The organism is Paracoccus seriniphilus, assembly GCF_028553745.1.
GTDB classification, from domain to species: domain Bacteria; phylum Pseudomonadota; class Alphaproteobacteria; order Rhodobacterales; family Rhodobacteraceae; genus Paracoccus; species Paracoccus seriniphilus.
Genome location: NZ_CP067130.1, coordinates 109,408 through 129,951 on the forward strand (window position 1 = coordinate 109,408; position 20,544 = coordinate 129,951).

The window sequence follows — 20,544 nt, forward strand, 5'->3', positions numbered from 1 at the left end:
CCGTCTTCAATATCTGCCATGGGTGTCAGGAACTGTCGGGTATGGCAAGATATTGACCGAGGGGTGGGCCGCGTCAGGTCGTCTGAGGATTGTCGCCGCGCACAATCCGCAGGCTTTTGGGCGCAATCAGAGAGGGGCTCTTGCCCTTTGCACCCATTCGCAAGGAAAAGCCTTTCTCGACAAGCGCGGCAGCTTCATCCAGGGTTTGGGCATAGACAGCGTATTTGGCGTGATGCTTGGCACTGCCGTGCGCAGGATCCCCGAGCTGATATCCTTTGCTGGTCAGGACTGGCTCTTCGATAACGCCCGGTCGTGAAGAAATCCGCTCGATCCTGATCACCTTTCCATTCATCGCATTTCCTTTCCTCTGGTTCATGCGCTTGTCGAGCCTTGGAACCCGCAACAGAAAGCACTCGTCAGAATCGGCTCGACAGGACGCGTCTGGCTTCCTAGCGTGACTGGGTGACAAATGCTGACAGGGAGGAGCGCGCTATGTCTTTTTCCAAGGCCCGGGATCTGATCCGTCTTGCCCAGATGGCCGCTGTGCGGCGCAATGGGATCAGTCTTGAGGAAATATCGGCCGAGTTCGGCGTTTCCCACCGGACCGCACAGCGCATGACCGATGCTCTGGAGCTGACTTTCGGAAATGTGGCCGCCGAGGCTGGAGAGGATCGCAAGCGGCGTTGGCGGCTGGTCGATCCGGGGCTTGACCGGCTGCAACTGCGCCATGAAACCGCGCTTGAGGCATTGGAGATCGCAACCCGCAGCGCCGAGTCCGAGGGCAGGTTGCGCCACGCGCGGGCGCTGAGCGATCTGCGCGACGGGATGCTGGCCCGTGTTCCGGCGCGTGCCCGCGTCGAGGCGGATGCCGAAGCCGTGCTGACCGCCATGGGGCAGGTCACGCGTCCGGGGCCGCGGGTCAGTCTGGCCCCTGACATTCTTGATGCCATCATCGAAGCCCTGCGCGGCCCCTTTCGTTTGCGCGTGCGCTACAACCGTGATCCCGGATCGCGCATTCTGGAACCCCATGGGGTGCTTCTGGGGCATCGGACCTATCTGGCCGCGCGTGATCCCGCCAAGGCTGACGAGGTGCGCAACTTTCGCATCGACCTGATCCATGAGGCGGAAACACTGAATGAAAGCTTTGCGCTGAAAGACGGATTTACCATCGCCGATTATGCCGCCAATGCCTTTGGCGTCTGGCAGGACCCGCGACAATATGGCGAAGTGGTCTGGCGTTTCGCGCCCGAGGCTGCCGAACGCGCCGCCGGATTTCAATTTCATCCGAAACAGTTGCTGGAATATCAGGATGATGGCAGTCTTGTCGTGCGCTTTCACGCCGCGGGTTGGCTGGAAATGGCCTGGCACCTGTATCAATGGGGCGACAAGGTCGAGGTCATTGCGCCGCCAGCCCTGCGGGACATGGTAGACGGGTATCGTCGGTCCGATTTCGTGGCCATGCCGTGATCCCTCTGTCCAGGCAGGGTTGCGAAGCGTGATTACATCCGAACCTGTGTCGTCAGCATCGGCGGCAGCATGACGCGCAGCACCGCGCCCTGTGCGGGCATGGGCACCGTGCCGCGGCTGTGAACCGACATGAAGCTTTGACAGGCGTGGCGGATATCCTCGGCCAGATCGTGATACAGCACCGCGTCCAGTTGCTCTTGCGCCAGAAGGGCGCGGTTCTCCGGGTCGAGATCATGGCCGATCATCAGCGGTCGGGGCAGATCCGCCGCGGCCAGTGCGGCCAGCAAATTGCGGTTTCCCCCGCCGATGGAATAGATCGCTGCCACCGGATGCGCGGCCAGATCTGTGGCCAGCCGTCTGGCGAAATCGGGGCCTTCCTCGCCCTGCACCTCGACGTTGACTTCGGCGGCGGGCCATTGCTGTGCCATGGCGGCGCGAAAGCCCTTTTCGCGGTCGGTCTCACCATGAAATGCCTCGTTGCGCTTGATCACCAGAACCCGTCGCGGCGCATCGGGCCTTGCCCATTTGCGGATCAGCCAGGCGGCGGTCTCGCCGGCGCGGAAATTGTCCAGCCCGACATAGCCCACGCGACCGGTGGCCGGCATGTCGGTGGCCAGCGTGACGACGGGGATGCCTGCCGAGGTCAGCCGGTCCACGGCCCTGCGCAGGGGGGCGGTATCAGGGGCCATGACGATCACGCCGTCGCTTTTCAACCGCGCGGCGCGATCAAGGGCGCTGGCCATTGCCTGTGCGGGAAAGCGCGCCCGCAGATCGCTGCGCACCCGAAAGATCGCGGTCTGGATCAGGGGCAGTTCGCGTGCCACCGCATCCTGCAAGGCGTTCAGGAAGGCAGGCGGTGCCTCGACCAGCAGATCGATCATCAGCTTGCGCCCGGCCATGGACAACTGCGCCTCTTGCGCCTCCAGCTCGCGGATCGCGGTCATCACGCGGTTCGCGGTCTGTCGCCGCACGCCGGGGCGCTGATTCATCACGCGGTCAACCGTGGCGGTGCTCAGTCCGGCCTGACGGGCGATCTCTTTGATCGGAAAGGGATGAGGCATTGGGCTTGATGTATTTCTGATGGATCGGACCGGCGACGGCGCCGCCGCCCGGACCTAGCATGGAACGAGGAGAGATGAAATCAGGAGGAGAAACCATGTTCGATCAGAACAAGCCGCAGGAACCGGTCTGGCTGGATGACAGCCATTGTGACATTGCCGAATTCGAACGTCATGTCTCGCAGGAAACCCGCGCCGAAGACTATCCCCATGCGGTCGAGATTGCGCGCAACATTCCCATCTATGACGGCGATGCGATGCGCCGGGCGATGGCGGATGAGCCGCAGGCCCGCGTGGTGATGGCGGAATGGAACCGCGCCTTTGCGGGCGGGCCGGGCATCATCGCCATTCGTCGCGGCTATGACGATCCGGCGCTGGTCGATGCCGTCACCGAGGCGCTCGGCGAGATCATTGCCGACGAAGAGGCCAGCGCATCGGGGAAGGGCGACCATTTCGCTGCTGCCGGTGCCAACAGTCGGGTCTGGAATGCCCATGAAAAGCTGGCCGTGCGCGCGCCCGAACTGTTCGCGCGCTACAATGCCAATGAACTGGTGCGCCGTGTCAGTGAATCCTGGCTGGGTTCGGGCTATCAGATCACCACTCAGGTCAATGTCGTGCGCCCCGGCGGCAAGTCGCAGACCTGCCACCGCGACTATCACATGGGCTTTCAGGATGTCGAAACGCTGAAGGGCTATCCGGCCTCGCAACATGCGCTGTCGGCCTCGCTGACCTTGCAGGGTGCCGTGGCGCACAGCGAAATGCCCCTGGAAAGCGGACCGACCAAGCTGCTGCCCTATTCGCAAAGCTATCTGCCCGGCTATATCGCCGTGCTGCTGCCGCGTTTCCGTGAATTCTTCGAAGAGCACCATGTGCAATTGCCGCTGGAAAAAGGCGACATGCTGTTCTTCAACCCGGCCACCTTCCACGCTGCAGGCGAGAATTGCAGCAGCGACATTCACCGCTTTGCCAATCTGATGCAGATCGGGTCGGCCTATGGGCGTTCGATCGAGATCGTCGATCGCAGCCGCATCACGCTGGCGGTTTATGGTGACGTGAAACGGCTGCTGGAGGCAGGCAGCGTCACCATGCGCGAAGCTGACAATATCGTTGCCGCCATGGCCGAGGGCTATCCTTTCCCGGCCAATCTGGACATCGACTCGCCGCTGTCGGGCATGGCCCCGCCCAGCCAGCAGGATGTGGTCCGGCAGGCCCTGGCCGAAGGCTGGGACGAGGCGCGGCTGACGCAGGCGATCACCGAACAGAACGCCCGCAAGCGTTCCCACTGATCGGGCCTTGCCCCATCTCATTTACCTCTGTCCTGGTTCGGTCAGAGGTGAATTTCGCTGCCGGGAGGCTCCACCGCCTGGCAGCGATTTTCTGCGCATTGACGTGTTTCCAACCTGCCGACCGGTAGATCCCGACCATGCAGGGCTTGCGATGGCATAGCAGTTAGCATACTAACTGTAAGTATGGAAACTGAACTGCTGCTCTTGCATCCCCTGCTGCATTCCGCCGATCTGGTCGAGGAAGCCTTGCGCCGTCGTCTTGACATGATCGGTCTGCGCCCGCGTCAGGCACGTGTCATTGATGCCCTGTCGCGGATGGAGCCGGCCTCACAGGTCGCTCTGGCACGCGAATTCGCGATCACCCCTGCCAGCATGAGCACGATGACCGCGCGTCTGATCGATGCCGGTCTGATCAGCCGCGAGGTCGATCCCTCGGAGGCGCGTAGCAATCTGTTGCGCCTCACCGACCGGGGACGTGGCCTGCTATCGGAAATTCATATTGCCTGGAGCGAGATTGACGCGATGATTTCGCAGCTTGTCGGTCCCGAAAATGCTGCCGAACTATCACGGCAGACCAAGAATCTGCGCGAAAAACTGGGCGGCCATGTGCCCGGTCAATGCAAATCGCCCTCCGAAAGGACCCGGTGATGTCTTCATGCGTGACGTGCCTGCCCCTGGCCACGCTTGCCGCCCTTGCGCTGGCGACGTCGGCCATGGCCCATTCCGATCACATGGGCTTTGCAGACCCCGATTTCGTCGAGGCCCCCCATATTGTCGATTGCACGTTGGAAAATGGCGATGCGGCGCAATGTCAGGAATTCACGGTCGCCTATCAGCCCGAAGGGTTGGAGATCGGGCCGTTCTGTCCTGCAACGCTGGATGACACCGGCGGGCTGTGGGACTGGGATGGTGAAAATGCCGGGCTATACCGGCTGGACCGCGCATTTTTCGAGATGCTGGAAGATCTGGGCTATCGCTTCTATGACGAGGATGGCAACGTCTATTCGGTCGACATCCGCACCGAACAGCCGACGGTTGCCCATACCTGTCTGACCGCTTCGCCCGATGACAGCGTCACCATCACCATGCGCCTGCCCATCGCGCCGGTGATGGCTGACAGTCCCAGCGATCTGGGCACTGTCGCCAAGGTAGCGGTCGCGCTGGATGGTGTGCCGATCTTTGCCGATGCGCCTTCGGTTCTGGACCGCGATCACCTGCCCGCACTGGATGACTGTGGCGGGCATATCGATCCCGGCGGCATGCCCCCGGGTTTTGACGAAGCAGCCGCCCGATTGGGTGTCACCGCTGATGCGCTGATGCAGACCCTGGAGGCCGCCGGCGGGCCGGGTGCCGATCTGGCCGAGACGCTTGATCTGGACGAGGCGGCTCTTCGCGCTGCATTGCCCGCGCCGCCCAGCCCGTAACCCGAACATCCCAGGACAGTTGATCGAAATGGAGTTCCCCGTGACACGCATGATCCTTCCTTCCCTGCTCTTGGCAGGCAGCGCCGGCATGGCCTCGGCCCATGCGGGGGCCCATGACGACGACGCGCTGGCCCGCGTTGCAGCCTTTTTCGAAACGGCGAATGTTGTCGCCGGCCCCGAACTGGTCGATTGCACCTTGTCGGGCGGTGCCGAGACGCGCTGTTTCAGGATCACCGTCACACCAGACCCGCAGGATTATACCCCCGGCCCATGGTGCCCCAGCAATATCGCAGATGGGGCCGATGCCGGCGGAATCTGGCTGGAGGATGGCAAGGTTCTTGATGTCGACGGCGATTTCATCGCCAATCTTGCCGAATTCTATGGCGATGCGAACTGGCAGTTGTTCGACCCCGAGACCGGCGACATCCGCTATACGGGCACGCTGGAGGCTTGCGAGGCAGCGGCGCGCCCCGATGTGGATCCGGCCTATCATAACTATTGCGTTCAATGCCTGCCGGAATATCTGCCCGAGGATGCTTCGGTCACCTATGTCATCCCGGTCGAGCCGGTGGAATCGAACAGACCGATGCCCACCAATCAGACCGGTTCCGGCATTGCCTATAACGGCGTCCGCCTGGATGGGCCGGCGCCTCTGGATGCGATCCTTTCGGCCCATACGGTTGCGCCCTTCGACGATTGCGGCGGCCATGTGAACCCGCATGTCGGCTATCACTATCACGCGGTGACCGATTGTCTGGATCATGCACCGGGCACGACGGCAGCCGCGCTTGGGACCGGCCACGGGTCGCAGATCGGCATAGCCATGGACGGCCATCCCATCTTTCAGCATCTGCTTGGCGATGGCTCTGGGCCAGAAGACCTTGATGCCTGCAATGGGCATCTGGCATCGGACGGCAGCTATCATTATCACGCGGGTGCGGCGGGTTCGAACGCCATCCTCGGCTGTCTCGTGGCTCAGGCCGGCTGCACGCTGGAGGATCCCGACGGCAGTTGTGATGCTTCGCAGCGCAGGCCGCATCCCTGAACGCATCATTTCAAGTCAGGACATACACGGAGATCCTCATGACACAACTTACGGACCGGCCCGACCGGTACGGGCTTGTCAGCCGGGTGCTGCACTGGGGCATGGCCGCCATGTTTGCCGCACAGTTCCTTTCGGCATGGGCGCATTGGGCGCTGCCGCGCGAAGACGCCTTGCGCGGCATCCTGTGGAGCTGGCATTTCGACCTTGGAATGACGCTGTTCATTCTGGTTTTGCTGCGCGGAGCCTGGGGACTGGCCAATCTGGCGCGGCGCCCCTCTCATTCGGGGCTGATGGGTCAGGCCACCGCGATCGGCCATCTGGCCATCTATGCGCTGATGGTGATCGTTCCTCTGGTGCGGATCGTGGCAGGTGCCGGGGGCGAGCACGGGCTGCACTATCTGGGACTGCAGATCTTTCCCGCCCGTGAAACGCCCATTGCCTGGACGCAGGCCGTCGCCGAATGGCATGGGGAAATGGGCTGGATCCTTGCGGTGCTGGTCTTGGGACATATCGCCGTGGCGGTCCTCTGGCACCGGGTAGTCCGGCACGATGATGTCCTGAGCCGCATGGCCTGACAACACGACCGCTTCTCTGGCGGGGGCCGGACAATATCTGGCCCCGCCCTGATCCGGCATAGTTCGGCTTGCGCCCATGCCACAGGCACAAGACCCTCGACGCATTCATTTTCCTGCGCGAAGATGAAGCCACGGTCCGAAACGCGGGGATGGGCCCGCGATTGTGCAATACTGCGGAAATGACCGGCCTGCCGCAGATGAAGTGAACCTCATGGAAATCGTCCGCGATGAATGGCTGAAAACGGGGCTTTTGCTGTTCGCGCTGCTGGGCCTGTCGCTGGGGCTGGGGTTTTACTTTGCCGACATGGATGGGCCTTCGCATCTGGTCTGGACCGTTACGGTTCTGCCGGTTCTGGCGGCGCTATGCGTTCAGATCCTGCGCAGCCTGTCGCGCGGAGAGGTCGGGCTGGATATCGTAGCCGCCCTGTCGATGAGCGCGGCGCTGATCTTTGGCGAGACGCTGGCGGCGGCTGTGGTCGCCGTGATGTATTCGGGCGGAAATGTCCTTGAAAGCTTTGCCGAAGGGCGCGCCCGTCGCGAGATGCGCGCCCTGCTGTCGCGGGTGCCGCGCACGGCCTATCGCTATCAGGCGGGCGGGCTGGAGGATGTCCCGCTGGATGAGATTGCGCCGGGCGACCGGCTGCTGATCCGGCAGGGTGACGTGGTGCCGGTGGATGGCGCGGTGGCCTCGGATATGGCTTTTCTGGACAGTTCCGCCCTGACCGGGGAATCCCTGCCTGCGCGGCTGGCACGCGGGGCCGAGGTCATGAGCGGCGCGACCAATGCGGGCGAACCCTTCGATCTGATCGCCGCGCGCCGGGCCAGCGACAGCACTTATGCCGGGATCGTGCGGCTGGTCGAGCAGGCGCAGCGATCCAAGGCGCCGATGGCACGTCTGGCGGACCGCTGGTCGCTGGGTTTTCTGGCCGTGACCGTGGTCATCGCAATGGCGGCATGGGGGCTGACCGGCGACCCGATCCGCGCGGTGGCGGTGCTGGTTGTGGCAACGCCATGCCCGTTGATCCTTGCAGTGCCGGTGGCGCTGGTTGCCGGGCTGTCGCGGGCGGCGCATTTCGGGGTGCTGATCAAGGGCGCTGCGCCGCTGGAGGCCATGGCCCGCATTCACACGCTGATCCTCGACAAGACCGGCACCCTGACCGATGGCCGCCCGCAGATCATCTCGATCGACGCAAGCGGCGATCTGGATGAGGCAGAGATCCTGCGCCTTGCTGCCTCGCTGGACCAGGCCTCGAAACATCCCGTTGCCCAGTCCCTTGTCGCGGCGGCAAAGGCCCGCGGTGCGGCGCTGTCGGTGCCTTCGGCGGTTACAGAGATTCCTGGTGAAGGGGTCGAAGGCACGGTTGACGGGCATCAGGTCGTGGTCGGCGGCAATGATTACGTGGCGCGGCGCATCGGGCAGGAGGCGGGCGATGACCCGGTGCTGGAAGCGGGCGCGTTGCTGGTTGCGGTGGCGGTCGATGGAAGACCGGCGGGGCGTCTGATCATGGCCGATCCGTTGCGTCAGGGCACGGCGGCGATGCTGGCGGGGCTGCGCGGACAGGGCGTCATGCGCATTCTTCTGGCCACGGGTGATCGCGCCGCCGTGGCCGAGCGCGTGACCCATGGGCTTGAACTGGACGGTCTGCGCGCCGGTCTGACCCCCGATCAGAAGGTTCTTCTGGTGCTGTCCGAACGCCAGAACGGGCCGGTGATGATGGTCGGTGACGGGGTGAATGATGCCCCCGCGCTGGCTGCGGCCAATGTTGGTGTGGCCATGGGTGCGCGCGGCGCTGCCGCATCGGCCGAGGCCGCCGATGTCGTGCTGCTGGTGGACCGGGTAGATCGTCTTGGTCCGGGAATCGAGATCGCGCGCCGTTCCCGCCATATCGCGCTGGAAAGCGTGGTCGTGGGAATTGGCCTGTCGGTCGCAGGCATGATCGCGGCCGCGTTCGGCTTTCTGACGCCGGTTCAGGGGGCGGTGTTGCAAGAGGTGATCGATGTCGCCGTGATCCTGAACGCCCTGCGTGCGCTGAGGATTGCGCCCTGTGATACGGCCAGCGCCTGAGCCCGGAATTCCCGGTTGCGGATCACATGCAAGAATGCCTAGCCAAGCGCTGCAAGTTTTGATACCAACGAATTGGTAGTAACAAATACTGCGGGGAGCGAGGCGTGGCGGCAACTGGCGAAAGCACCGGTCGGGATCTGCGCGCGGATCGCATCTTCGTCCTGCGTCACGCGGTGGCGCAGCTGCTGTTCTGGTCATCCTTCTATTACCTGATGCCTGCGCTCTTGCCGCATTTGCTGGCCCAGAGCGGCTGGTCTGATGTCGCCGTTTCGGGCGCGATGAGCTCGGGCGTTCTGGTCTGGGCGGTATTATGTCCTTTTGCAGGAGGCGTTGTGGACCGGGGCGGCGCGGGGCGTGCCATGCGGCTTGCCGGAATCTGCGGCGCCGTGCTGTTGCTGCTTGCGGCCTGGGCGCAGACCTTGTGGTTGCTTGCGGTGGCGCTTGTGCTGCTGGGCGGGCCGATGGCGATGACGCTGTATGATCCCTGTTTCAGCCTGATGATCCGCCGTTTCGGCCCTGAGGCCCGCCGCCCGATCACCCTGATCACCCTGATTGCCGGTTTTGCGACCCTGCTGATCTTTCCGCTGGTCAGTGCCTTGGCGGCGGCAGGGCTTGGCTGGCGCTGGATCGTCGTGATCTTCGCCGTCATCGCCTTGCTTGCAACGGCGATCCTGCCCTCTGATCCACAAGGCGATGAAAACCTGCAGGCGACCGCCTGCGCCCCGCCCGGCAAGGAGCAGCGCGCGCGGACCATTGCCTTTGGCATGGCCTTTGCGCTGATGATGTTCGGCCATGCCGCGCTGTTGTTCCAGCTGCCCGCGCAACTGGTCGAGGCGCGCGGCCTGTCGGGGGCGCTGATGCTGCCGATGGTGCTTGGCCCGGCGCAGGTTGCCGGACGGTTGATGTGGGAACGGGTGCAGGGCCGGCTGCACTCGGAACCGGCGGCGCTGCTGCTGTTCACGGCGATGCTGTTGCCGCCACTGCTGCTGTTTCTGGGCGGCGGCATGGGAATGGCGCTGCTGGCGCTGGTGATACAGGGCGGCTGTTATGGGGTTTTGACGATCCTGCGGCCCTTGCTGGGCGCGCGCTGGCTGCCCGGCGCGGGATTTGCCCGCCGGCTGGGTGTGGTCGCGATGATCGGCCTGTTGATGATGGGCGTCGCGCCAACCGTGGCGGCATGGGTCACATCGGGCTTTGGTCTGGTGGGCTTGCTGGTGCTGGTGTTGCTGGCGGACGGGGCCGGTCTGGCACTGCTGGCCGGATTCATGCGCCGGGCGCGGCGGGAGGAATGGACATGAGCGATGTGTTGATCGGGGGCGGCGCGATGACCGTCTTCAACCGCCGCAAGGATGGCAGTTCATGGCGCGACTGGTGTCTTGAGGCCTTTCACGGCGCGCTGGATGACGCGGGTCTGGCATCGGGCGATATTGATGCGTTGGTGGTGGCCAGCGAAAGCGACTTCTTTTCCCTGCAACTGAACCCTGCTGCGCTGATCGCAGATGAGCTTGGCCTGCAGGGCATCCGGCTGTTGCGGGCAGAAGGCGGCGGCGCGACCGGACATCTGGCGGTGCAGGCTGGCGCGGCGCTGGTGGCCTCGGGGCAGGCGCGGCGCGTGGCGGTGCTGGGATTCGAGGCCTCGGCCGCACATCTGGATGGGGCCAGCGTCGGGGCGCTGTACAGCCTGTCCTATGACGCATGGTCTGAAGGAGCGCTCGGCATTGGCTCGGCCTCGATCTATGCCTTGTCGGCGCTGGCCTTCATGCAGGACAGCGGCGCGACGGCACAGGATTTCGCCCGCGTGGCCGCCCGCAACCGGCAGAATGCGCGACAGAACCGCTATGCCCATCTGCCGCTTGATGTCAGCGAGGCCGATGTGCTGGCCTCGCCTCTGGTATCTGCGCCTTACAGGCGGCTGGATTGTTCGCCGCTCAGCGATGGCGCGGCATGCGTCATTCTGGGGCGCGGCGCGGATCTGCCGCAAAGGTCGGGTCGGGCGCGGCTGGCAGGCATGGCCGTGGCCAATGACCGGGTGCGGCTGGGTGATCGTGCGGCTCCGGGGCGCTTTGCTGCCAAGACCGTGGCCATGCGTGCGGCGCTGACTCAGGCCGGATGTGCGCCTGATGCCATCGGGCTGGTCGAGCTGTATGACAGCTTTTCCGGTGCGCAATTGCAGGCACTGGATGCGCTGGGTCTGACCGACAACGTCCTGACCGCTGAACGCGACGGGTGCTTTGCGGCCGATGGGGCGCTGCCGGTCAATCTGTCCGGCGGGTTGCTGGGGCAGGGCGCGCCGGTCGGGGCGACCGGCGTGGCGCAGATTCTGGCCGCCGCGCAACAGATCGAGGGGCGCTATCACGGTTGCCGCCCCGCCCAACCGCCCCGATTTGCGCTGGTCGATACCCATGGCGGTATCGCCACCCTTTGCGCGCTGTCGATCCTGGAGGGCAGCGCATGAAACGCATCCTGCATCTGGAATACGCCCAGCCCACGGGCCGTCTTGCCCCGCATTTCGAGGCTTTGGACAGGGGCCACGCGCTGGCCCGGCGATGTGGGGGCTGCGGCCATGTCGCCTTTCCGCCCTCGCTGACCTGTGGCACTTGCGGTGCGCGTGACGGTGCATGGGTCGCGCTGAGCGGGCGGGCCGCGCTGATTCAGCGCAGCGACACGCCTGATGCGGCCTATGCCCTTGTGCGGTTCGACGGTGCCGGTAACGCGGCCATGGTCCGCCTGAAAAATCCTGAAATCACAACGCAACGCGGCGCGCTGCTGCCGCCTGAAAACGAAGCCGGCCTGTGGCTGGAACTAGAGGAACCCCGCAATGATGACTGATCTGTTCGCTGACTGGAGTGATGACAAACTGGCCGGAATCGGCCTGCGGCGCAGAGAAGCGGGGATCGAGATCGATATTCCCGAGGATGCCAATATCCATGCCATGACCGTGGGGCGGCAGCTGGCCGAAGGTCGCGCGGATGCCCCGGCGATGATCTTTGAACGCGGGGAAGATGAGCTGGAGCATTGGAGCTTTGGCCAGATCGACGCGGCCGCGACCGCCTTGGCAGCGCATTTGCGCGCGCTTGGCTATGGACGCGGTGATCCCGTCGGGCTGCATACCGGGATGCGCCCGGAAACCGCCATCGCCCATATGGCCGTGTGCAAGCTGGGCGGCGTGGCGGTGACGCTGTCACAGCTATACGGGCCGGATGCGCTGGCCCATGCGCTGAACCATTGTGGCGCGCGTTGCCTGCTGACCACGGAATCGGGCTGGGCAGGGCTGCGGCCCGAGGCGGCGACGCTGTTTCCGGCGCTGGAACATGTGCTGGTCTCGGAAACTACCGGACCTGAGCGCGATCTGCGCGATGTCCTGGCCGGACCGACCCCCGCAGGCTTTGTTCCCGAATATACCGGCGCCGATGATGTGGCGCTGTTGATGTATACGTCCGGCTCGACCGGCATGCCCAAGGGCATCCGCCACGGGCATCGGGTGCTGGCCTCTTACGTGCCTTCGATCAGCCTGTTTTTCGACCTGTCGATGCATGACGATGATGCGGTGTTCTGGTCGCCTTCGGACTGGGCCTGGGTTGGCGGGTTGCTGGACATGCTGTTTCCGGCATGGCTGGCAGGACGGCCGGTGGTGACATCCGAGGCGCGCTTCAAGGCCGACTGGGCCTATGCCTTCATGGCGCGCCACAAGGTCACGCATACATTTCTGGCCCCCACCGCGATCAAGCGGCTGGCGCAAACCCCCAACCCGCGACAGGATCACGATCTGGCGCTGCGGGTGATCTGCACCGGCGGCGAGGCGCTGGCCGCCGATACGCTGGCCTGGGCCGAGGACCGTCTGGGCGTGGTCTGCAACGAATTCTATGGCATGACCGAGGTGAACCATCTGATTGGCAATTGCGCCCGGCTGTATCCGCGCAAGCCCGGTTCTATGGGCGTGGCCTATCCCGGCCACAAGGTCTGTCTGGTCGATGCCGAGGGGCGCGAGGTGCCAGATGGCGAGCCGGGCGAGATCGTGACCCCGGCGACGGCCCCGACCCGCTATCTGGGCTATCTGAACAATGCCGAAAAGGAAGCCGAGCTGCGTCTGGGCGACTGGATGCGGACCCATGATCTGGCGGTGCGCGATAGCGACGGCTATTTCTGGTACAAGGGCCGCTCGGACGATCTGATCAAGTCTTCCGGTTTCCGTATCGGTCCGGCAGAGATCGAGGAATGCCTGCTGGCCCATCCCGCCGTGGCCGAAGCTGCGGTGATCGGCAAACCCGATCCCGAGCGTGGCCAGATCGTCAAGGCCTTTGTCCGTCCCGCCAGTTCCGCCCGGCCCGGTCCCGAACTGGTCAAGGAGTTGCAAGAGCATGTCCGCACCCGGCTGGCCCCTTACAAGGCGCCGCGTGAAATCGACTTTGTTGACGGGTTTCAGATGACCTCGTCGGGCAAGATCAACAGAAAATCGCTTCGCGCTCAGGAATCTGCCAATATAAATTTGACATAACAAATTGGTTCATACTAATATGACATGTGAGAGGGAGGGTGCGATGAAATTCGGAATTCACGCCGGTTTGTGGATGGACAGATGGACGCAGGATCCTGCGCCATTGTTTGACCGCGCCGCGCGCATCGGTTTTGACGCGGTCGAGCTTTCGCTGCTGGGCATCGGACCCGACAAGGCCGCCGCCTTGCGCGGGGCCGCCGATGCTGCCGGTGTGGCGCTGAGTTGCTCGACCGGGCTTGGCCCCGAGGCCGATCCGGCCTCGTCCGACCCGGCTGTGCGACACCAGGCCCGCGAGACGCTGGCCCGCGCGATCGAGACCGCCGCGGCGCTGGGTTCCTCCCGTCTCGCGGGTGTGGTTGCCGCGCCTTGGGGGCTGTTCGATCCGGCCAACAAGCCCGACCGTGCCAAGCGTTCCGCCGAGACGCTGGGACAGATGCAGGATCATCTGGCGCAGCATGGCGTCACCTTGGGGGTCGAGGCGCTGAACCGGTTTGAATCCGACCTGACCAGCACTGCCGCCGAGGCCTGCGCCATTGCCCGCGCCAGCGGTGCCGCCAATGTCGGTGTGCTGCTGGACAGTTTCCATATGAATATCGAGGAGAAAGACCCGCCCGCCGCTCTGCGTGCCGCCGGGGAAACCTTGGTGCATTACCATGTGTCCGACAATGATCGCGGCGTGCCGGGCAGCGGTCGCTATGATTTTGTCGCCGATGCGCGGGCGCTGGCAGAGATTGGCTACCAGGGCTGGATCGTCGCGGAAATGTTCGTGCGCGCCGGTCAGCCGACCAGCGCCGATCTGCATATCTGGCGCGATATCGAGCCGGATGCAGACAAGGCCGCGGCTGCGGCGCTGGCTCATATGAAGGAGGTATTTGCCAATGTCGGCTGAGCGATATTTCAACGCCCTGCGCGAGAAGGTCGCGGGCGATATGGCCCATCTGAACGCGCTGGACGCCGCGCTTGGCGATGGCGATCACGGCACCACGCTGCTGCGCGGGCTGACCAGCGCGGCCAGAGCAGCAGAGGGCCAGCGTGCCAAGGCTTTCATGCGCGCATCGGGCGGGGCATCGGGAACGCTTTTCGGTCTGGTGCTGCATGAGATCGAACAACATCTGGAGGCCGGGGCCGATCTTGGTGCAGGACTGGCACGTGCCGAGGCCCGGATCTGCGATCTGGGGCAAGTCAAGCCCGGCGACAAAAGCATGATTGATGCGCTGTCACCAGCAGTTCAGGCGCTGCAGGGCGGCGATCTGGCGGCGGCGGTTGCTGCGGCCGGGGCGGGGCGGGATGCCACCGTCGAAATGATCGCCCGGCGCGGACGGGCGCAATATGTCGAAGGCGGCGGGCAGGGTCACATGGACCCCGGTGCCGTGTCCCTGACGATGATGCTGGCCCTGCTGGCCGAAACCGAGGCTGCCGCATGAAGAAATTGTTCAACAGTCCGGAAACCATGGTCGACGACATGATCGACGGTTTTGTCGAGGCCTATCCTCAGGTGCGGCGTGGTGCGATTGATCCGCGTGTGGTGGTGCGTCGTCGTGGCACCAAGAACCCGGATGAAAAGGTCACCCTGCTGATCGGCAATGGCGCCGGGCATGAGCCGATTGCCATGGGCTTTGTCGGGCAGGGATTGCTGGATGCCAATGTGGTGGGCGATGTCTTTGCCGCGCCCTCGGCCGATCTTATCCTGGATGGCGTGCGCGAGGTCACCGGCAAGGCCGGGTCCATCCTGCTGATCTCGCAGCATTCCGGCGATGTCATCAATGGCCGCGCGGCCACGATGCTGGCCGAGGAAGACGGGCTGAATGTGCTGCCCCTGCTGATGTATGACGATATTTCCGCCGCTCCGCCCGAGCGTCGGCAGGACCGGCGCGGCGCCCCCGGCACGATGTTCATCTACAAGATCCTTGGCGCGGCTGCCGAGGAAGGCATGGATCAGGCCGCGCTGATGCGCCTTGGCGAAGAGGTGCGCGACCGCACGGTGACGCTGGCTGCCGCTCTTTCTCCGGGCATTTCGCCGCTGACCGGCCTGCCGATGTTCTCGCTGCCGGATGACGAGATATATCTGGGCATGGGCGTGCATGGCGAGCCGGGCGTCGGGCGGGTCAAGACCGGCCCCGTGCGCGGGCTGGTGGTCGAGATGATCGCCCGCCTGCTGGAGGACCGCCCGATTGACCAGGGCGGACGCGCTGCGGTGATCATCAATGGCATGGGCGGCACCACGCAGATGGAGCTGTTGACCGTCTGGCGCGAAACCGCCGCCGAGCTGCGCCGTCGTGGCATCACGCCGCTGGCGCCGATGGTGGGCAGCTTTGTCACCACGCAGGAAATGGGCGGCTTCTCGATTTCGCTGCTTGAGCCAGAGGATGAGATGCTGCGCCTGTGGTGTGCGCCCCAGGACAGCCCCGCCTTTCCCGAAATTCACATGATCCCCGAGGATGACCAGAAATGACCGACATTCCCTTGAGCAAGCGCCGTCCGATCCATGGCGTCGCGGTCGATCAGGGCAGCGGTCTGGCTACCGCCCTGCGTGAGGCCCGTGGCGCTGCGGCGCGTGATGATGATCTGTTCCGCTTCAAGCAGCTTGTGGCCCGCACCATGAGCGCCGAGGCCACGACGCTGTTGGTGGATGCCCAATACGGGCGGGCCTTGCTGCCCGAGATCGCCGCGTCCTGCCTGCCGATGCTGGCCTTCGAGGCCGATGTCTACAAGATCGTCAATGACGACCGCATCACCGTGCTGCCCGACAATCTGCAAGTGGCGGACTACCCTGCCTTGGGCGTCGATGTGCTGAAATTCTTTCTGTATTACGGCCCCAATGACGATCCCCGGATCAATGACCGCAAACATAAGCTGGTGCAGCAGATCGGCGAGCAATGTCGCGAACATGGCATCAGCTTCCTGTTCGAGCCGATCGTCTATGACCGGGCCATCCCCGACAGCGCCTCGGCCGAATTCGCGGATCGGAAACCGGACCTGGTCGCCCGCGCCACGCGCATCTTTGCCCAGCCGGAATTCAATATCGCCATCCTCAAGGTCGAATTGCCGGTCAATCTCAATTTCGTCGAAGGGATCGGCACGGCGCGGATAAGCCGCAAGGATGCCGAGGCCGCCTTCCGCAATGCCGCCGAAGCCGCCGGCAATGTGCCGCTGCTCTATCTCAGCGCCGGGGTCACGTTCGAACAATTCGAGGCGGGGCTGAAACTGGCGCGCGCGGCTGGTGTGGATATGGCCGGTTTCATGTGCGGCCGGGCGATCTGGTCTGATGCCATCGCCGTCTTTGGTGCGGAAGGACCGGAAGCTGCCGAGCGCTGGATGGCCGATGAGGGCCTGCGCCGGTTGCGTCTGCTGGGCGAGGCACTGGCATGACGATGATCCCGCTTTTGCCCGAAGTCGCCGCCTTTCTGGACAGGGTGCAGGGTTTGCGCATCGCGGATGCGCGGATCGACAGCGCAATCACGATTCCGGTGGAAAACCCCTCGACCGGCGAGCGGCTGGCCGAGGTGGCCGGAGCATCTGCGGCCGATGTGGACAGCGCTGTCGCTGCTGCCCGCGCGGCATTGTCGGGGCCATGGGGGCGGATGATGCCCCATGACCGCGGACAGCTGATCGCGCGGCTGGCCGATGCGATCGAAGACCGCAAGGCGGTGTTCGGGCAGTTGGACGCGCTGGACAATGGCAAGCCCTTTGCCGTGGCACGCGATGTCGATGCCGTCTGGTCGGCGCGTCATTTCCGCTATTTCGCGGGCTGGCCCGACAAGATCGAGGGCGCGACCATTCCGGTCTCGACGCCGGGCCGGTTCAATTACACAAGGATCGAACCGGTCGGTGTCTGCGGATTGATCACGCCCTGGAACTATCCGACGCTGATGGTGGCCTGGAAGCTGGCGCCCGCGCTGGCGGCGGGCAATACGGTGGTGCTGAAACCGGCCGAACAGACGCCGCTCAGCGCGCTCTATCTGGCCGATCTGGCGCTGGAACTGGGCTTTCCGCCCGGTGTGCTGAATGTCATTCCCGGATATGGACAAGAGGCCGGTGCCGCGCTGGCCGCGCATCCGGGCGTGGACAAGATCGGCTTTACCGGCTCGACCGAGACCGGGCGGCGGATCGTGCAGGCCTCGGCGGGAAATCTCAAGAAGGTCTCGCTGGAACTGGGCGGCAAGGCCGCCAATATCATCTTTGACGATGCCGATCTCGCGCGCGCGATTCCGGGCGCTTTCTGGGCGCTGTTTGGCAATAACGGGCAGTCCTGCACCGCAGGCGCACGGCTTTACGTCCAGCGCCCGCTGCTGGAGCGCGTGACCGAGCCGCTGGCGGACATGGCGCGCGGCCTTCGCGTCGGGCCGGGCATGGCGGCCAGCGGGCATGACCTTGGGCCGGTGATTTCGTCGCCGCAGATGGAAAAGGTTCTGGGCTATATCGCCAGCGCGCGCGAGGACGGGGCAGAGATCCGCGCCGGTGGTGCGCGGCAGGGCGAGGCGGGTTATTTCGTGCAGCCCACGGTTCTGGGCGCTGTGCAGGATCAGATGCGGGTGGCCCGTGAAGAAATCTTTGGTCCGGTGCTTTGCGTGCTGCCCTTTGACGAGGAAGACGAGGTTCTGGCCCGCGCCAATGACACGATCTACGGGCTGGCGGCAGGCTGCTGGACCGAAAATCTTGGGCGCGCCAATCGCATGGCTGCCGGGCTGCGTGCCGGGACGATCTGGACCAATTGCTGGGGTGACACCGATGCGGCCTCTCCTTTCGGCGGCATGGGGCAAAGCGGTTACGGGCGCGAAATGGGGCGCGAGGCACTGGCGCTGTATTCCCAGACCAAGAGCGTCTGGCAGGGCTGAGCAATGCGTGATTTGATGCAATCAATTCGACGGATCAACAAAGGTTAAGCGATGAACACGCGTCCCGCTGCGAAATATCAGATTGTCCATGACGAATTGCTGCGTCGGCTGAAGGCGGGAATGTATTCCGTGGGAACGCGTTTGCCCTCGGAAGAGGCGCTGGCGCAGTCTTTCGGGGTCAGCCGGGTCACCACCCGCCGGGCCTTGGAAATACTGGTCGATGCGGGCTATCTGATCTCGCGTCAGGGCAGTGGCTATCTGGTCAATACGCTTTCGCCGCCGGAAACCACCTGCCTGACCTCGTTCACCGACATGATGCTGCGCGAAGGCCGGGTGCCGGGTGCGCGGCTGATCGAGATACGCGAGCAGGACCCGACACCGCCTGCCGAGGTGACGGCGCTGTTTGACGAACCCGTGGCGTTGATCCGGCGCTTGCGGACTGTGGATGGCGTGCCGAAGCTGCTGGTCAATACATGGCTGCCCTGCAGGCTGGTGCCGGGTCTCAGCCCCGACGATTTTCCCGAAGAAGGGCAGGATCAGTCGATCCTGCGGATCCTGACCGAGCGTTTTCATATCGACTGGGGCCGGGCCTGCGAGACGGTCGGGTCCTGCGCCGCACCGGCGGATGCCGCAAAATGGCTGGGGATCAAGCCCGACACACCGATCCTGTCGCAGGCCTGCACCGCCTTTGACGATGACCAGAAGCCGGTGTTTTTCGACCAGGTCTATCGGGTCAGCCCCATCACCTACAATCTCGTCGGATCGCGGCGCCAAGCCGATCCGGCCTGAACCGAAGGAAGTTCACATGACCCTCGTTGTCGGCCTCATCAAGGCATCCCTGCCCAGCTATTTTCCCCAGCGTCACGGAGTCTTTGATGCTGCGCTGGCGGCGGTGGAAAAGATCGCGGCCATGACGGGGGCGCGACTTGTCGAGGCGCCCGGCGTGCCGATGAACGGTGCCGAGGCGCAAAAGGCGCTGGATCATTGCCGGGGGCAGGGGGCGGATTTCATCCTGCTGCTGCATGGTGGCTTTACCATGGGCGATGTGGCGCGCCAGATTGCGTTGTCCGGCCTGCCGATGGGGGTTTGGGCAACGCCCGAGCCTGGCCATGAAGGCGATATCCAGCTGAACAATTTCGTCTCGCTGAACATGAGCATGTCCATTGCCCGTGGCGTGCGCGACCTGCGCAAGGCTCCGGTGCAATGGTATTTCGGCGCGCCGGATGACAGCGCATTGCAGGCCCGGCTGGGGCGCAGTTTCCGCGCGCTTTCGGCCCGGGTGGCACTGCGTGATGCGCGGATCGGGGTGATTGGCGGGCTGGCCCCGACCTTCTACAATATGGATATTTCCGCCCATACGCTGAAGGTCGCGACGGGGGCCGAGCCGGTGCATGTGGATATGCACCGCCTGACCGCTGGCATGAAGAATTGCGCCCATGACAGCGTGCAGCGCGAAGTGGCGGCCATGGCCGCACGGGCCGAAATTCGCGGCGTGTCCGATGAGCAGATGGCACTGACGGCGCAAGCCGCGCTGGCGATGCGCGACATCGTGGCGCAAGAGGGCTTTGCCGGATTGGCGGTGTCGGACTGGCCGGCCCTGCAGGAAGACCCCGGAATGCATCCCGGCGCGGCATTCAGCTGGCTGGAAGAGGTCGATAATCTGCCGCTGGCCTCGGAGGGCGATGTGCTGGGCACGGTGACGCAGATCGTCACCCGCGCGCTGACCGGCCGGGTCGGCAGTCTGCTGGACATGACCTCGCCGCAACTGGCCAATGACCGCATCCTGATGTGGCATGGCGGCGGCGGCCCCCTTTATATGGGCGGCCCGGAGGTCGCATGGATCAATCACCCGATGATCGGCCGGGGTACGCCCGAAGGGCCGCGTTTCGGGGCGATTGCCGATTTCATCTTTCCCGACGGCCCCTGCACTGTCCTGCGCGTGGCGCGCAGCGGCACGGCGGCCTTCGGTTTCGAAGGCACGCTGAGGGCTGAAGGAGAGTCGGGCTTCACCGGCTGCCGGGGCTGGGTCACCGATTTCCACAGCACCAGGGGGCAACACAGCGCGGGCGATATCGTGACCTCGGTGATGGAACACGGGCTGGAACATCACTTCGTTCTGGTGCCGGGTGCCTTCCATCGCGACTTTCAGGAATTCGCCGCATGGATGGCCATGACCCCTCTGGACATCATCGCCGAACATGACGGTTTGCCCGCTGGTATCTGTTGACAGACAGACGGCACCGTGTAGAATTTGTAGATACTAATTAGGCAATACAAATTGCCTAAAGGGAGGC

Annotated in this window: 20 protein-coding genes; 18 read left to right on the forward strand and 2 right to left on the reverse strand. The window is 64.3% G+C overall.

Annotation, left to right across the window (positions count from 1 at the left end):
* Positions 1 to 73 precede the first annotated feature (73 nt).
* The gene (locus JHW44_RS14140; protein ID WP_218822591.1) at positions 74 to 340 is read right to left on the reverse strand and encodes a hypothetical protein; all 267 of its coding nucleotides are present in this window, start codon (positions 338 to 340) and stop codon (positions 74 to 76) included.
* Between the two features lie 152 nt (positions 341 to 492).
* On the opposite strand from JHW44_RS14140, the gene JHW44_RS14145 reads away from it, so the two are divergent.
* Positions 493 to 1,467: a helix-turn-helix transcriptional regulator gene (locus JHW44_RS14145; RefSeq protein ID WP_089345198.1), complete on the forward strand. Its 975-nt coding sequence runs from the start codon at positions 493 to 495 to the stop codon at positions 1,465 to 1,467.
* 32 nt (positions 1,468 to 1,499) lie between these two features.
* Here JHW44_RS14145 and JHW44_RS14150 read toward each other — a convergent pair whose 3' ends face one another.
* The gene (locus JHW44_RS14150; RefSeq protein WP_089345197.1) at positions 1,500 to 2,528 is read right to left on the reverse strand and encodes a LacI family DNA-binding transcriptional regulator; all 1,029 of its coding nucleotides are present in this window, start codon (positions 2,526 to 2,528) and stop codon (positions 1,500 to 1,502) included.
* A 95-nt stretch (positions 2,529 to 2,623) separates the two neighbouring features.
* Here JHW44_RS14150 and JHW44_RS14155 point away from each other — a divergent pair, with 95 nt between their 5' ends.
* From JHW44_RS14155 to JHW44_RS14235, 17 genes are all read left to right on the forward strand, one after another.
* Positions 2,624 to 3,811: a phytanoyl-CoA dioxygenase family protein gene (locus JHW44_RS14155; protein WP_089345196.1), complete on the forward strand. Its 1,188-nt coding sequence runs from the start codon at positions 2,624 to 2,626 to the stop codon at positions 3,809 to 3,811.
* Positions 3,812 to 3,994: 183 nt separating this feature from the next.
* Positions 3,995 to 4,459: a MarR family winged helix-turn-helix transcriptional regulator gene (locus JHW44_RS14160; protein ID WP_089345195.1), complete on the forward strand. Its 465-nt coding sequence runs from the start codon at positions 3,995 to 3,997 to the stop codon at positions 4,457 to 4,459.
* Entirely contained in the window at positions 4,459 to 5,235 is a 777-nt protein-coding gene (locus JHW44_RS14165; protein WP_089345194.1) for a hypothetical protein, read from the forward strand. The genes JHW44_RS14160 and JHW44_RS14165 overlap by 1 nt, the downstream gene beginning before the upstream one ends.
* A 49-nt stretch (positions 5,236 to 5,284) precedes the next feature.
* Positions 5,285 to 6,280, forward strand: coding sequence for a YHYH protein (locus JHW44_RS14170; protein ID WP_245847276.1), 996 nt, complete (start codon positions 5,285 to 5,287; stop codon positions 6,278 to 6,280).
* A gap of 38 nt (positions 6,281 to 6,318) precedes the next feature.
* Positions 6,319 to 6,855, forward strand: coding sequence for a cytochrome b (locus JHW44_RS14175; RefSeq protein ID WP_089345192.1), 537 nt, complete (start codon positions 6,319 to 6,321; stop codon positions 6,853 to 6,855).
* 211 nt (positions 6,856 to 7,066) lie between these two features.
* Complete coding sequence (locus JHW44_RS14180; RefSeq protein WP_089345191.1) at positions 7,067 to 8,920, forward strand: heavy metal translocating P-type ATPase; 1,854 nt, start codon at positions 7,067 to 7,069, stop codon at positions 8,918 to 8,920.
* A 104-nt stretch (positions 8,921 to 9,024) separates the two neighbouring features.
* Positions 9,025 to 10,218, forward strand: a complete 1,194-nt coding sequence (locus JHW44_RS14185) for an MFS transporter (RefSeq protein WP_089345190.1) — start codon at positions 9,025 to 9,027, stop codon at positions 10,216 to 10,218.
* On the forward strand, positions 10,215 to 11,375 hold the full coding sequence (locus tag JHW44_RS14190; protein ID WP_179217756.1) for a thiolase family protein: 1,161 nt from the start codon (positions 10,215 to 10,217) through the stop codon (positions 11,373 to 11,375). Before JHW44_RS14185 ends, JHW44_RS14190 begins: the two co-directional genes overlap by 4 nt.
* Positions 11,372 to 11,749 carry a Zn-ribbon domain-containing OB-fold protein gene (locus JHW44_RS14195; RefSeq protein ID WP_089345188.1) on the forward strand — a complete coding sequence of 126 codons (378 nt, stop codon included), beginning with the start codon at positions 11,372 to 11,374 and terminating at the stop codon, positions 11,747 to 11,749. Before JHW44_RS14190 ends, JHW44_RS14195 begins: the two co-directional genes overlap by 4 nt.
* Positions 11,739 to 13,415 carry an acetate--CoA ligase gene (locus JHW44_RS14200; RefSeq protein ID WP_089345187.1) on the forward strand — a complete coding sequence of 559 codons (1,677 nt, stop codon included), beginning with the start codon at positions 11,739 to 11,741 and terminating at the stop codon, positions 13,413 to 13,415. Before JHW44_RS14195 ends, JHW44_RS14200 begins: the two co-directional genes overlap by 11 nt.
* Before the next feature lie 43 nt (positions 13,416 to 13,458).
* A complete protein-coding gene (locus JHW44_RS14205) occupies positions 13,459 to 14,304 on the forward strand; it encodes a sugar phosphate isomerase/epimerase family protein (RefSeq protein ID WP_179217755.1) in 846 nt (281 codons plus the stop codon).
* The gene (locus JHW44_RS14210) at positions 14,294 to 14,839 is read left to right on the forward strand and encodes a DAK2 domain-containing protein (protein ID WP_089345185.1); all 546 of its coding nucleotides are present in this window, start codon (positions 14,294 to 14,296) and stop codon (positions 14,837 to 14,839) included. Before JHW44_RS14205 ends, JHW44_RS14210 begins: the two co-directional genes overlap by 11 nt.
* Positions 14,836 to 15,867, forward strand: a complete 1,032-nt coding sequence (locus tag JHW44_RS14215; protein ID WP_089345184.1) for a dihydroxyacetone kinase subunit DhaK — start codon at positions 14,836 to 14,838, stop codon at positions 15,865 to 15,867. The genes JHW44_RS14210 and JHW44_RS14215 overlap by 4 nt, the downstream gene beginning before the upstream one ends.
* Positions 15,864 to 16,784: a tagatose 1,6-diphosphate aldolase gene (locus tag JHW44_RS14220; protein ID WP_089345183.1), complete on the forward strand. Its 921-nt coding sequence runs from the start codon at positions 15,864 to 15,866 to the stop codon at positions 16,782 to 16,784. The genes JHW44_RS14215 and JHW44_RS14220 overlap by 4 nt, the downstream gene beginning before the upstream one ends.
* Positions 16,781 to 18,250, forward strand: a complete 1,470-nt coding sequence (locus tag JHW44_RS14225) for an aldehyde dehydrogenase family protein (protein WP_089345182.1) — start codon at positions 16,781 to 16,783, stop codon at positions 18,248 to 18,250. The genes JHW44_RS14220 and JHW44_RS14225 overlap by 4 nt, the downstream gene beginning before the upstream one ends.
* 51 nt (positions 18,251 to 18,301) lie before the next feature.
* On the forward strand, positions 18,302 to 19,039 hold the full coding sequence (locus JHW44_RS14230) for a GntR family transcriptional regulator (RefSeq protein WP_089345181.1): 738 nt from the start codon (positions 18,302 to 18,304) through the stop codon (positions 19,037 to 19,039).
* A 16-nt stretch (positions 19,040 to 19,055) separates the two neighbouring features.
* Positions 19,056 to 20,477, forward strand: coding sequence for an L-fucose/L-arabinose isomerase family protein (locus JHW44_RS14235; protein WP_089345180.1), 1,422 nt, complete (start codon positions 19,056 to 19,058; stop codon positions 20,475 to 20,477).
* Positions 20,478 to 20,544 lie beyond the last annotated feature (67 nt).